Raw genomic sequence first — 14,763 nt, 5'->3', positions numbered from 1 at the left:
CAGAACCAGACCATATCTATCATATTTATATATTTTGAAAAACTACTGTCATACTATCACTAATCGCCTTTTATCAATTGAATATCAAAGGACAAAAGCAATGATAGTAGGTATGATGGATGCCTTTTCCATCTATCATACTGTCATTAACTGCCTGTCCGATATTTTTCTTCACATGACTTATTTTCAATAACATAATAAGATAAACCCATTGACACCCGGGTCTCGATATCATTCACACTCGGGTGTCAAGACCGTTCACATCCGGGTGTCAAAAGCCTGTAAACGGGAATCTTCGGCACTTTTTCTGCCTGTTTGAAGCAAAATAAGTCACGTGTTTCATGAAAAAAGACGGCATCTCCTACAGAAAAACATCAATACAACTCTCAAAACCAACAAATGCTAAATTCAAACAGGCTCTTAGCGGCAAGCATAGCAAGTAATATTTTTTAACGTTCCAAATCTATTCAAAACAGTCTTTTTTCTATCGAAATGACAATTCGCATTCTATCTTTGCGTCACAATTTTTTATCATTCATTGTAAATCCAAAATATATGTTTTCCATCGAAAAAGCAACCCTTGCCGATTGTCCCCTTATCCAGACTCTGGCATCCAATATCTGGGAACCGACCTATGGTTCCATCCTCTCCCGCGAACAACTCGACTATATGTTCGAGATGATGTACAGTAATGAAAGCCTTCAAAAGCAAATGAGCGAACTTCATCACCAGTTCTTCATCATCTATGCCGACGGTGTCCCTTCCGGCTACTTGTCTATCGAGACCGTAGAAAAGGATTTATATGAATTCCAAAAAATATACTCTTTGCCTTCCCTACATGGTTCGGGAATCGGGCGTTTCATTATCGAACAGGGAATAGCCTACCTGAAAACGATCCATCCGAGCCCCTTTACGATAGAACTGAACGTAAACCGCCACAACCCAGCCGTAGGTTTCTATAAACATATGGGATTTCACGAACATGCAACCCGTGATTTCCATATCGGGAACGGCTATTACATGAACGATTACATAATGAGAATGGAGGTAAAGGAATGAACGTACGCCTAAAACCGATCATGTTTGTCGGGACTTGTTCCGATGCAGGCAAAAGCGTTATCAATGCAGCTTTCTGCCGTATATTCAAGCAAGACGGATATCATCCGGCACCATTCAAGGCGCAAAATATGTCACTCAACTCCTACTCCACTCCCGAAGGAGGAGAAATGGGACGTGCACAGGTGGTACAGGCCGAAGCCTGCGGGATCGCCCCGCATACGGATATGAACCCGGTGTTGCTGAAACCGACGAATGATAAAAGCTCCCAAGTCGTCTTGAACGGCCGGCCGGTCGGAAACATGTCGGCACAGGATTATTTCGGTATGCAAAACCAAAAAGAGGTATTATTCAAAGAAGCGATTGAAGCCTTCCATCGCCTGGAAAGTCGCTATAGCCCGATCGTCCTGGAAGGGGCCGGTAGCATTTCCGAACTAAACCTGCGCGACCGAGACATCACCAATATGCGGATGGCCGAGCAGGCAGGAGCGGCCACCTTTTTGGTTGCCGACATAGACAGAGGCGGCGTTTTCGGATCTGTTTACGGAACAATCGCCCTTCTGAAGCCGGAAGAAAGAGTTTTGATGAAAGGGATCATTATCAATAAATTCAGGGGAGATGCATCTCTTTTTGACGATGGCAGGAAGATTATCGAGGACTTGACCGGTGTGCCGGTAGTAGGTGTGATTCCTTGGTTTCGCGATATCAAAATCGAAGAAGAAGATTCGGTCGCCCTCGATATGAAACACAATACTTACCGGGACGGAAAAATCAACGTGGCGATCATCTTGCTGAAACGAATGTCTAATTTCACCGACTTCGACGTATTGGATATGGACCCTCGCTTCAATGCCTATTATACGAACAATATCGACGAGATAGAAAAAGCAGATATCATCCTGCTTCCCGGCTCTAAAAATACACTTTCGGATCTTCAAAGCCTGCGAGCGTGCGGTATAGCCGATGCAATTATCCGTGCCCATAAAAACGGGAAAAAAGTTATCGGCATCTGTGGAGGGTATCAAATGATGGGAGCACGCCTCGAGGACCCGAAAGCCATCGAAGGAAACCTGCCCGCCGTTCCCGGACTGGGCCTGCTACCGCAATGTACGATCATCGAACCGGAAAAAATAACTCGCCAAAGCACCTTTGCCTTTCTGCCTGGGCTATGCAAGGACGGTTCCTGTAAAAGCGGTTCGCGAACCATCTCCTACGGCTGTCGCGGCTACGAGATACACATGGGACGAACAACTCTGCTTGGCGACGCTCCAGAAAATCCGGTGGCCGTCCTCAACGACGGACGGACGGACGGTTATTATCTGGATAACACATGCTGGGGCAGCTATATGCACGGAATACTGGATAACCCGGAAGTCCTGGACAACCTGGCCGAAGGATTTGATAAAGAAACAACAGACCACCCTTTCGACTATGCAGCATTCAAAGAAGAACAATACGACAAGTTGGCGAATTTAGTCAGGAAACATGTCGATATGGATTATATCTATCGGCAACTGGTTTGACAATTGTCAATTATTTCAACCGGTCCACCCTGGCAACGTCATCTAGTTTGACACAGACTGTAGCCCCTAATTGTTCAAGGTAAAGAACTAAATGATTCTTTTTAATCTTCTTTACTTTTCCGGAAACATGTTTCATGGCTCCGCAAAGGATCTCGACCTCTTCGCCGGGGCATAAAGCATGTTCGGATGCTTGGTCGAGAAAATCCTGAATGGCATCGATCTCCTTCTGGCGGACAACGGCCGGTTTTCCATTGTAATAGACGATACGGGCCACGCCATACACTCGGGTCAGATTTCTTAACTCCGGGTCGGTACACCGTACAAACAGATAAGAGTTAAATAATGGCAACTCCACGATTTTGACACGGTCAGACCAGACCCTGGGCGCACGATGAAGCGGAAGCCAGCACTCGACTCCAAGCGCATTGATCCGGTCCCTCACCTGCTTTTCCGCCCTGGGAGCGGTATACAACACATACCAACTTGTCTTATCGGCGTTTATCTTAAGTTCTTTTTTCTCCATAACGTACACAAATATACGACTATTTTTCATACATGGAATGGCCCATATTCAATAAACCTTTATCCATTTCCGAACGAGCCGGATTAATCTTGTTATTTTCCCTGAATATCAATAATTATCTCTGTACGAACAAATATACACACTATTCAAGAGAAGACTTATCTGAATTTCTTTGATGCTGAACGTATGTATATCGACATCAATATATTTCAAAAGCCGAATATTCCGGAAGACAATCAGTAGGACCATCATCGAGAGTTTGAACGGGGCAATCGGGGTCGACTCTGTAAAAGGTTCCGGTTCTACTTTCTGGTTCACACTACCACTCGAATAAAAACGCGGTGTGCAAAACAGCCTTGTTCCCGTACTCCACATAGGATCACATAAAAACAGACCATATAAATATCTGATTGATAAGACCTGTTCTTTTGCACCCCCCTGTAGGAGCGGAGACAAGTACATTTTGACACACCGCTTTTCATTACTTCTGCATCGGACCCACCGATGGCGGAGGATTTCCAATCCCCCATTTCTTATTTGCTTTCGGTCCCATCTTCAGAGACAGGACACCGCCGGCGGTAATCCGACTATGGTCAAACCAAGGCCCACTCAACTCTTCGCCGTTCAACGTAGCCGATTGCACATATTTATTATCATGGGAAGCGCCATCAGCCACGATCTCGAACACATTGCCACCTCCGAGGTCGATCTTCACATCCGAAAAGACCGGACTGCCGATATTGTAAGTCGGAGATCCTGGTGTCACCGGATAAAATCCCATCATGCTAAACACCACAAAGGCAGACATGCCTCCCCCGTCCTCATCACCTGGAACTCCCATCAGGTCGTTACGGAACCATTGGTCAAGCAGGACACGGATGCGTTTCTGCGTCTTCCAGGGTTGTCCGGCATAATTATACAGATACGGGATATGCAGGCTCGGTTCATTTGCCATCGAGAACATTCCGACATTGCCGGTATGATCAGGCAAAAACGAGTAGAATTGCCACTTGGACATTCCTAAAGGAGTATCAAACATCGAATCGAGAGCAGCCGTAAAGACCTCGTTTCCTCCGATAAGCGAAACCAAGTCGCCGATATTGTGTTGTACATCCCAACGATAAATATAACCATTATTTTCATCATAATAATCGCGAGCACCCAAACCACCAGAATACCGATAATCCACACCTTCGATAAACTTACCGTCCTTATCCTTCGGATGGAAGAAACGGGTTTCCGGATTAAAGAGATTCCGGTAGTTATAAGACCGGGCAAGGAAATATTCCGCATCCTCTTTCTTCCCCAGTTCGGCCGCGATCTGAGAAAGACACCATTCGTCATAAGCCGTTCCTAAGGTAACGGCAACCGGTTGGCGCTTTTCCCACGGAGAGACATCAGCCACCGTTTCTTTTTCACCCGGTTTCAAAGCTGGAATATAGCCATGTTCCTTATAAAATTCATCCAACCATCCGGAAGGAGCCGCCGACCAGGGGATCAACGTTTTCTCTTCGATACCCTTACGGGCTGCTTCATATGCTTTTTCAAGATCGAAACCGCGAACACCTTTCCGCCAAGCATCGATAACAGTGGCAACGGCATGGTTGGAGTTCATACGGCGGGAGTCGCCGGTCACTTCAGGGAATGTCGGCATCCAGTTCGTCCCCATTTGCTGGGCCATCAAGAGATAAGAGTTGATAATATCGGTCTCACGTTCTTTATCGATCAGGATACGAAGCGGATGGGTAGCACGATAGGTATCCCAAATCCAGTCGTCGGTATAGAACGAACGGCCACCGTCTTCATGTATCTTGCCATCAAAAGCACTATAGTATTTACCGTCTTCGCTCAGATTCACCGGACGTTCATAACAACGGTATAAGGAAGTATAGAAAACGGTCTTGTCGTTTTCACTTCCTCCACTTACCTGTATCTTGCCTAAAGCATCGTTCCATTCGTTTCGTCCGATCCGGGCGATTGCACTTACATCATATGAGTTGATCTCACGTTCCAGGTTCTTCCGGGCTTGTTCTGTGCTAATAAAAGAGATTCCATAGCGCACACCGATCTCTTTCTGACCGGAGAAAGCCAATGTCAAGGCGGCATCTTTTCCCTCTACGGACGATTTACCATACTTCACGGTTCCACTGGCCAGGACACCGGATTTCTCCGGTGTCTTGTCTGTTTCGGCATATAAATAGACCTTTGTTTTCTTATCTACATATTGAAAACCACTGACAGTGTTTCCATCACATTTCAACTCTCCATTCCGGCTATTGAACACCAGATAAGCCGGTCCGTCTTTCTCGAACGTAAGGCTATAAACCGCGCTCTGGTGAGATGGAGCATAATCGACCTCGATATTCGCCTCATCCAAATATACCTGATATCGATACGGGACAATCTTTTCCCGATCGTAACTATACTGGATAACAGGTTTCAGACCCGCCTCATCACCCTGATAAGGACTCAGGTTGAAAGCCGAACTACCTCGATGGCTTGTCACGATGAGAGGCAACCCACCCAACCGGTCTCCCGTAAAATCACCACGTTCGGGATAGACACGCAACATACTGTTAGGCAGATGGACGGTCGGATAAGTCGGCACCAACAGATGGCTGATGTTCCCCATATAAGGGTTAACATATTCTACCGGTTCTTTCGGCAGGTTATCGGCGATCAACCGTTTTCCTTTGACATAATACCTATCGGCAAACATCATGATGGCAACTCCGATCACGACGCCCAATAAAAATTTTCCTGTTTTCTTTAGTATCTCCATTGTTTATTTCTTTTGTTTTTCATTTACTGAAAATGAATATGGAAAATCTTCCGGACTCACTCCTCTGTTCATATTCGGCTCATCTCCCATTTTGATATCCAAGACACCGCCTTTCAGCAGTTCGAAATGTTCCAGATAGTTTTTCGTATAATTCTTTCCGTTAAAAGACATAGACTCGATATAGATATTCTTGTCGCTGTTCTCCGGTGCATTGACAACCAAGCTCTTTCCATTTTCAAAATGCAAAGTGGCTTTCTTAAACAAAGGTGCGCCCAATACATATTGTGTCGTTCCGGGAGCAACCGGATAAAAGCCAAGAGCAGAGAATACATACCAGGCGGAAGTCTGTCCGTTATCTTCGTCACCACAATAGCCATCCGGTGTCGGAGTGTACATACGGTCCATCACCTGACGTAGCCAATATTGGGCTTTCCAAGGCTCACCGGCATAATTGTACAGATAAATCATATGCTGGATCGGTTGGTTGCCATGTGCATAGTTTCCCATATTCATAATCTGCATTTCACGAATCTCATGGATAACCTGTCCATAATAACTATCATCAAATACGGGAGGAACAGCAAATACGGAATCCAGCATAGTGATGAATTCTTTTCGTCCCCCCATCAAATCGATCAATCCCTGCGGATCGTGAAAAACCGACCATGTATAATGCCAGCTATTCCCTTCTGTAAAAGCATCTCCCCATTTCAACGGCGAGAAAGGAGTCATGAAGTTGCCGTCCTTATTCTTTCCGCGCATCAATTTGGTCTCCTTATCAAACAAGTTTTTATAGTTCATTGCACGTTTGGCATACAAATCCAGTTCTTTTTTGGGACGTCCCAGATCTTTTGCAATCTGGTAGATACACCAATCATTATAGGCATATTCCAACGTACGAGCAGCATTCTCGTTAATCTTTACATCATAAGGCACATAGCCCAATTTGTTGTAATATTCATGTCCTAAGCGGCCGGTGGAAGAAACCGTCGGATGTACATTTTCCGTTCCGTGGATCAAACCTTTGTACAATGTTTCGAGATCATCCACCTTTATACCTTTGACGTAAGCATCCACCAAAACCGAAGCGGAATTGTTGCCCACCATACAACCACGATGTCCGGGACTTGCCCATTCGGGGAAGAAACCGCTTTCCTTATAAGCATTGATCAAACCTTCCTGCATTTCTTTCGACATGGTCGGGTACATCAGGTTCAGGAACGGGAACAGACTACGGAAAGTATCCCAGAAACCAGTATCCGTAAACATATAGCCCGGTAATACTTCTCCATTATAAGGACTATAATGTACAACTTTCCCTAAGGCGTCTATTTCATAAAACTTACGGGGAAACAGAAGCGAACGGTACATGCAGGAATAGAACGTCCGATACTGGTCCAGAGTGCCACCTTCCACTTCGATCTTACTCAACTCCTTATTCCAAACATCTTTGCCTTTTTGTACCAATGTGTCAAAATTGTCAGAACCCAACTCTTTCAGATTGAGCGAAGCTTGTTCGAAACTGATAAACGAAGAAGCGACCTTTGCATGTACAATCTCGCCTTTCGTCGTCTTAAAACCGATAACGGCACCGACATGGTCGGATTGTTGCTCACGAACACCTTCCTTCAAAGTTGCATCGGCAAAAGTTGCTTCATAAGTGAAAGGTTTATCAAATTCGATAACGAAATAGTTTTTGAAATTATCCGGTACACCACCGCTATTCTTGGTCGTATAACCGATAACCTTGTTTTCTTCAGGGATCACTTTGATATAGGAACCTTTGTCAAACGCATCCACTACGACATAGGAATGTTCGTTTTCCGGGAAAGTGAAACGAAACATGGCAGCACGATCAGTCGGTGTCAGTTCGGTTTTCACATCATGCTCTGCCAGATAGACTTCATAGTAGTACGGTTTTGCTATCTCACTCTTATGAGAGAACCAACTGGCCCGTCTATCCTGATCAAATTCAGGAATACCGACAACCGGCATGATGGCAAACTGCCCGTAATCATTGATCCAGGGACTTGGCTGATGGGTTTGTTTAAAGCCACGTATCTTATTGGCGGTATAGGTATACCCCCATCCATCCCCCATCTTACCGGTTTGCGGGGTCCAAAAATTCATACCCCAAGGACGTGCTATAGCCGGATAGGTGTTACCGGTTGATAGCTCAAACGACGATTGCGTCCCCATTAAAGGATTAACAAACTCTACCGGGTCAAAAGCACCGTCTGACGCAACGGCAGACCTTCCCAGGCAGGTTAGCATAGCAATAAGAGCAAAAGCCCATATACTTTTTTTCTTCATTTTTATTTATACGATTAATATTCTACTTACAAAGATAAGTCAAACAACTCCTTAAGTAAAAGCAAGTAATGTGGATTTTTCTCAAAAATCAATAAAAAGGGAGGTTACCCATCTATGAACAACCGCCCTTCTGATCAAAACTGCTTTTTAATGAGTCCTGATATCAACTCTATAGTTTGAACTTATACAGTTGCGCCATCACCTTCTGGTATTCATTCTGCAACTGCATATGATTCTGCATACTCTGATAGAGCGTGGTGACGTCTACAAAATATTCGATCATCGAGATTTGTCCCGCTTGGATCGCCTTATTCAACAACGCCAGGTTATTCTGGCTCTCCAGCACTTCGCCATACTCGTCGATGGAAGTCTTCAAGGCTACCGACTGGTTATAGAGTTGGAGCAATTCATTCTCTACCGCCGTCATCGTGCTTTCCAGTTGCAAATCGGTGTAAAGGTTCTGTGCTTTCGCCTGTTTCACATTGTTGCGGTTTGAGAAAAGAGGAATACTGATGCCGACCAAAAAGCCATTGAAACGTTCGCCACCCGAAGATGGGTTCATACGGTAACCCAACTCAAACGAAGGCAGCCCCATCGTCTTGTTGACACTGATTTGTCTCGATGATACGGCCTTCGCACTTTGCAAAGACAACAGACGCCGATCATTCTCCAAGATTTCCTGGCGCAGGTCGGCAAACGAGAGCGGAAGCTCCACAACCTCGTAAGCCGTATCAGTCAACTGAATAGAAATCCCCCCGTTCAGCATTTCTAGTTCCCGCTGTTTATTCACACGGGCCGCTTCGTTCATGCGTACCTCGTTACGGACGTTCAAAAGTTCAAGTTCGATCTTGTTCGTTTCCAAAATATTGGCATCACCCTGTTCCAAGCGTTGCTGATAGAGTGCGGCAAGCTGTTCGGCGCTTTTCCGACGGATATCCAGCAGGTTCTTTTGCTGATTCAGAAAGATCAAGTCCAGGCAAGCTTCTTTGGCTTGCAACAAAATCTGCTGGCGCACTTCTTCGCCCTGTCGGTCGTAGTTTTCGCCCTTCTGCTTGGAGAGCTTGTTCCGTTGCATATATAAAGACGGGAAGTCAAATGATTGCGAAGCGACTAATTCACCGGTGAATCCCATTCCCTCTTTGTTTCCATACAAATGGGAATAAGTAACGGTAGGATCAGGCAGGTTGTTGTCCAGTTTGGCTTCCAACTTTTGTGCCGTCACCATCTGACGGTTTGCCTGCAATTCCTTGTTATTGGTCTCTACACTCCGGAGCACTTCCTCGATGGAAGTTTGCGCCCCGGCCACCAATGCAGAAGAAAGCAATGCTATTGTTAATATGAATCGTTTCATTCTTTATCTTCTTTATTCATTAATAAATAAACAATCGGGATGATGAAGCCGTTCAGGAAAGTGGATGTCAGCAGACCTCCTAAGATAACGGTCGCCATCGGACTTTGTATCTCGTTGCCTGGCAAATCGCCGTTCAGCGCAAGCGGGATTAACGCGAGAGCCGAACTGAGCGCCGTCATCAGGATAGGATTCAAACGGTCCATAGAACCTTGCAGGACGGCTTGTTTCAACGGTACATTCTCTACAGTCCGAAGATGCGTGTAATGGCTGATCAGCAACATACCGTTACGAGTGGCAATACCGAACAGGGAAATGAAACCGATAATAGCCGGAATACTCACCTCGCCGGAAGTCAGCTTCAAGATAAACACGCCCCCGATCAACGCCAACGGTAGGTTCAACAGAATAACCCCGCTCTCTTTCGCATTCTTAAACTCATTATAGAGCAACAGGAAGATCACCAACAGAGACATCAACGAAGTAAGCAGTAACGTACGGCTGGCAGCCTGTTCACTCTCGAACTGCCCGCCATATTCGATATGATAGCCTTCAGGCAACTGGATGGAAGCATCTATCTTCTGCTGTATCTCATTGACGATGCTGCGGAGGTCGCGCTCGGAAACATTACCACTGATCACGATCTTACGCTGCACATTCTCGCGATTGATCGTGTTCGGACCTGTCACGGAACGGATTTCGGCGACATAGCTCAACGGGACTTTCTTACCACCCGCATCGATCATCAGATTACGGATATCCTCCATTGTGGCACGGCTTTCATCCGAAGTCTTTACCGTCAGGTCAAATGTCTTGCCATTGTCATACACCTGGCTGACAGCTTCGCCCCCCAGCATGACATTGACATACTCCTCAAACTCCGGCAACGTGATGCCATATTGTGCCATCAACTCACGCTTCGGTGTAATGGTAAGCTGCGGACGCTCGATCTGTTGTTCCACTTTCAAGTCCACCAGACCGGGGATTCCTTGTATAGCCTCCTTGATCTGGTTACCGACCGTAAACATCAGATTCAAGTCCGTACCGAACAATTTGATTGCGATATTCGCCTCCGTACCGGAGAGCATGGCGTCGATACGATGAGAAATAGGCTGTCCTATTTCGATGTTAGCTCCACTGATGGTAGACAATTTCTCACGGACATCATTCATAACCGCATCGCGGCTACGGTCTTTCAAGACAAACGGAGCTTCGATTTCCGATACGTTTACCCCTAAAGCATGCTCGTCAAGCTCGGCACGTCCGGTCTTGCGGGCAACAGTCTGGATTTCGGGAACCTGCATCAGCAATTCTTCTGCCCGTCGTCCCATCTCATCCGATTCTTCGAGGGAAATGCCCGGAAGAGAGCTTACATTGATCGTAAACGAACCTTCGTTAAATGGCGGCAGGAAGCTACGTCCCAGCGTAAAGAACATTCCCAATGCAACAAGAAACAGGCCAATCGTACACCCTAACACCATATTTTTATGTGCCAATGCTCCATTCAAGGCTTTGCCATACAATTCTTTCAACTTGCGGGCCACCCATGCCTCCTTCTCTACTTTCTTGTCTGTAGACTTCCGGTTCAACAGGTAGCTGCACAACACGGGGGTCAATGTCAACGCCACGACCGTAGAGGCAAACAGCGCAACAATAAAGGCGATCCCCAGCGGCACCAGCATACGCCCTTCCATCCCGCTCAGGAAGAAAAGGGGCACGAAGCTGACCACAATAATGAGCGTCGAATTCAAAATCGGCATACGTACTTCGCGAGATGCATCGAACACGACTTCCAAAATGGAACGTTGCTGATCGGAAGGCAACAAATGATTTTCCCGTATCCGTTTATATACATTCTCCACATCAACAATCGCATCATCGACCAACGAACCGATAGCAATCGCCATTCCTCCCAAACTCATGGTATTAATAGTCAATCCCATATAATGCAATGTCAGTATGGAAACTAACAAGGAAAGAGGCAAGGCAACCAGCGAAATCACCGTTGTACGGATATTCATCAGGAACAGGAACAGAACAATAACAACAAAGAAACTGCCTTCGAACAGACTGTTCTTCACATTATCAATAGAGCTGTCAATAAAGCGGCTCTGACGGAATATGTCGGTCGAAACGTGCACATCAGCAGGCAGGTTCTTCTGCAAGTCCGCCATAATCGCGTCTAACTTTTCCGTCAAGTCGATCGTACTGGTGTTCGGCTGTTTCGTGACCGTAATCAACACGGCAGGTTTCGCCCGTTCGGAAGCAGTTCCAAGCTTCGGACTCTTGCTGCCAATCTTCACTGTTGCGATATTTTCCAATAAAACGGGGAAATCTCCGACAATCTTGACAACTCCCTTTCCGATCTCCTCGGCATTCGCAGTAGAAAGAACACCCCTGATGATGTATTCATTATCATATTCATAAAGGACACCACCATTGGCATTCCGGTTCATGTTGCGGGTAACGGCCAGTACTTCACCCAAGCTTACACCGTAGTGCTTCATGCGGGTGGGATCAAGCAATATCTGGTACTCCTTGATATCGCCACCAATCACGGCAACCTGTGCCACTCCTCCCGTCGAGAGTAATCGCGGACGGATGGTCCAGTCGGCAATCGTACGCAAGTCCATTTGGGTTGTAGGGGCGATTCGTGAACCACTCTTACTATCATCAACCGTCAGCCCGATAATCATCATTTCCCCTAAAATGGAAGACTGCGGGCCCAGCGTCGGTTTCCCGACATTCTCCGGCAGGCTCTCACTGACGACAGCCAACTTTTCGGAAACGATCTGACGGGCCCGGTAAATATCCGTTCCCCAATCGAATTCAACCCACACGACAGAAAAACCTGTCGTAGAAGACGAACGGACACGGCGCACATCCATCGCACCATTCACAGCCGTCTCTACCGGAAAAGTAACCAGACGTTCTACCTCTTCTGGCGCCATACCGTTTGCCTCCGTCATAATGACAACGGTCGGCGCATTCAAATCCGGGAACACATCCACATCTGTATGGAAAGCGGTATACGTACCGGCAATCATCAGCAGCAAGGAACAGATCAATACAACCAACCTGTTATGCAGCGAGTAATATATTATCTTATTCAGCATAATCTTTTTTAATTGTCAATTCATTAATGATTATGTGTATGTGCGGGAATTGCATTAGAAGCAGAAGCCAGCTTGATCTGGTAAGCACCGACCGTCACAACTTCGTCACCTGCATTCAGGCCGCTCAATATCTGGACTTCGGAGCCGTTGTCGGCACCTAATGTCACAGGAACCTTTTTATAGGCTTCTTCATGCACGCGAACAAAGACTGAATAAACACCCTGCTCCTCGATAAGGGCGGAAACAGGGACACTGATAACATTCTGCATCGGAGCCGTAAGCAGATAGATCTCGACAAACGAGCCGGGAATAATAACTCCCTTATTATCAAACTCGAATGTAACCGAAACATAAAAAGAGTTAGTATCGGAGGCCTTGCCATAAGAAAGCAGATGTCCACGCAGATCGGACAATTTATAAGTCACGTTATCGTACGGCGTACGGAAATTAGCGGACTGTATAGATGGCAAGTAGTTGTAATATTTCTCTGAAACCTCCGCACGCAACACCAGGCGGCTATTCTGCGAAATCGTGGCCAACGGCTGGCCTACCGTCACATAATCACCCTCTTTCACTTGCAAGTTTTTCAGATAACCGTTTATTGGCGAAACAACCGACACACCGTTAGCAGTCTGTTTTCCTGCTACCGCTTCCCAAGCCACCTTCGCATTCTCGTAATTCAGACGTGCCTGTTCAAAATCTTTGGCAGAAACGATCTTATCCCCTACCAGGGTTTCCATACGTTCATATTCTTTCTTTGCATTCTCATACGCATATTTGGCTTTAGCCGCCACATTACCGTCAGACAAACTACTCGAAGCAAGACTCAGAATAGCCTGTCCCTTGCGAACAGCCGTTCCATCGACAAATGACAGGTTGCCGAATGTTACCACACCGGGAACCGTAGCCACCACAGTCGACTCCTCTCCCTGCGCAGCCATCACCCGCCCGCTTGTTTTGATCACATCGGTAAAAACACCCGGCTCAACCTTAGACGTCTGCAATCCGACTGCTTCCGCCAATGCTTTCTTAAACGAAATTTCACCGGCATGTCCTTCTCCGGTCTCTTCATGTTCATGGTCATGCCCTTCGTGATCGTGGTCGTGTCCTTCTTCGTGTTCGTGGGCTTCATGTTCATGCTCTCCATGTGCCGCAGTATTGCCATTGCAACCTGCCAGGATGTAGGCGAAAATCACCCACACTAAATATATTTTTTTCATTATGATGTATGAATTTTGATTTATGAGTTATGAATAAAAGAAGGTTCATGATTTATGATTTATATCATCAACACATAAATCATAAATCATAAATTATAAATCAAATTCATACGGAGGCGCACGAAGCCCTGACGCAGAAACAATCCACGTATCATGCAGGGACTCGATGTAGTAGGCCCGGTCATTCTCGAACAAGAGCTTGTAAAAGACCGGAACAGGAGGGTTTATATAATCAAACAATACAAGCAAAGGGAAAAGAAACTGATTCACGTTTCCATCTGTCACATGCGAGAAAATGGAAGTGTAGAGTGCGATGTTATGCCCGTTGCATCCGCAATCATGTGATTCGGAACTTCCATGCCCACCATGAGCCGCCTCGGCTGAAAGTGATTTATAGCAAGGCAACCCGTTACTATGGTGATGGTGCGGTACGACTACCGACATAAGCATCACGATACTAACAAGCAGCATCACATATTGGTATATTTTCTTTTTCACTCTCATACTTCCGATACAAAAATACGAAGTTTTTTAATTACTACGCAATTATGCTTCCTAAATTAAGAAACTGTTTTGTTTTTTACCAAACCAGGCGGTTTTCATTGTCTGGCAAGGCACTTTAGTTGCCAGACACCCCCATGTTGCCACCCTTTACATCCGGGTGAAGAGGGGTGGTACACCCGGATGTAAAGGGTGGCAACATGGGGGTGTTCGTGAAATTATGTGCTTATTTCTGCCAAAAAAAGAGATAGCTTTTGTGGAATGAAGAACCATATTGTTTTTCAATCATATGATAAAAGCTCCATATTTCATGAGTGACAAAGGAGTGTCTCGTCCTGAAATAGGTTGACTTCATAAAAGTCAACAAAGATGAAAAAAGAG

9 protein-coding genes are annotated in these 14,763 nt (G+C 46.0%); 2 read left to right on the top strand and 7 right to left on the bottom strand.

From position 1 onward, the window contains the following. Positions 1 to 555 precede the first annotated feature (555 nt). Both KTG12_RS07675 and KTG12_RS07670 read left to right on the top strand, forming a co-directional pair. A complete protein-coding gene (locus KTG12_RS07675; RefSeq protein ID WP_005638787.1) occupies positions 556 to 1,059 on the top strand; it encodes a GNAT family N-acetyltransferase in 504 nt (167 codons plus the stop codon). Further along, positions 1,056 to 2,579: a cobyric acid synthase gene (locus KTG12_RS07670; RefSeq protein ID WP_005638788.1), complete on the top strand. Its 1,524-nt coding sequence runs from the start codon at positions 1,056 to 1,058 to the stop codon at positions 2,577 to 2,579. Before KTG12_RS07675 ends, KTG12_RS07670 begins: the two co-directional genes overlap by 4 nt. A 10-nt stretch (positions 2,580 to 2,589) precedes the next feature. On the opposite strand, the gene KTG12_RS07665 is transcribed toward KTG12_RS07670, so the two are convergent. From KTG12_RS07665 to KTG12_RS07635, 7 genes are all read right to left on the bottom strand, one after another. Further along, the gene (locus KTG12_RS07665; protein ID WP_005638789.1) at positions 2,590 to 3,132 is read right to left on the bottom strand and encodes a UpxY family transcription antiterminator; all 543 of its coding nucleotides are present in this window, start codon (positions 3,130 to 3,132) and stop codon (positions 2,590 to 2,592) included. Between the two features lie 451 nt (positions 3,133 to 3,583). Beyond that, entirely contained in the window at positions 3,584 to 5,821 is a 2,238-nt protein-coding gene (locus KTG12_RS07660) for a GH92 family glycosyl hydrolase (protein ID WP_371745027.1), read from the bottom strand. A gap of 66 nt (positions 5,822 to 5,887) precedes the next feature. Then, complete coding sequence (locus KTG12_RS07655; protein WP_022321484.1) at positions 5,888 to 8,197, bottom strand: GH92 family glycosyl hydrolase; 2,310 nt, start codon at positions 8,195 to 8,197, stop codon at positions 5,888 to 5,890. Positions 8,198 to 8,366: 169 nt separating this feature from the next. Next, the gene (locus KTG12_RS07650; protein WP_022321485.1) at positions 8,367 to 9,548 is read right to left on the bottom strand and encodes a TolC family protein; all 1,182 of its coding nucleotides are present in this window, start codon (positions 9,546 to 9,548) and stop codon (positions 8,367 to 8,369) included. Further along, positions 9,545 to 12,661, bottom strand: coding sequence for an efflux RND transporter permease subunit (locus KTG12_RS07645; RefSeq protein WP_138273029.1), 3,117 nt, complete (start codon positions 12,659 to 12,661; stop codon positions 9,545 to 9,547). The genes KTG12_RS07650 and KTG12_RS07645 overlap by 4 nt, the downstream gene beginning before the upstream one ends. Positions 12,662 to 12,684: 23 nt before the next feature. Next, on the bottom strand, positions 12,685 to 13,881 hold the full coding sequence (locus KTG12_RS07640) for an efflux RND transporter periplasmic adaptor subunit (protein ID WP_138273030.1): 1,197 nt from the start codon (positions 13,879 to 13,881) through the stop codon (positions 12,685 to 12,687). 93 nt (positions 13,882 to 13,974) lie between these two features. Further along, entirely contained in the window at positions 13,975 to 14,385 is a 411-nt protein-coding gene (locus KTG12_RS07635; protein WP_081579096.1) for a DUF6769 family protein, read from the bottom strand. Between the last annotated feature and the right edge of the window lie 378 nt (positions 14,386 to 14,763).

Origin of the sequence: Parabacteroides sp. MSK.9.14, from assembly GCF_019041495.1 — a bacterium.
In the GTDB taxonomy this organism is placed as follows: Bacteria; Bacteroidota; Bacteroidia; order Bacteroidales; family Tannerellaceae; genus Parabacteroides; species Parabacteroides merdae.
The sequence above is the reverse complement of the archived record's forward strand: the minus strand, read 5'-3'. Positions and strand labels throughout refer to the sequence as shown.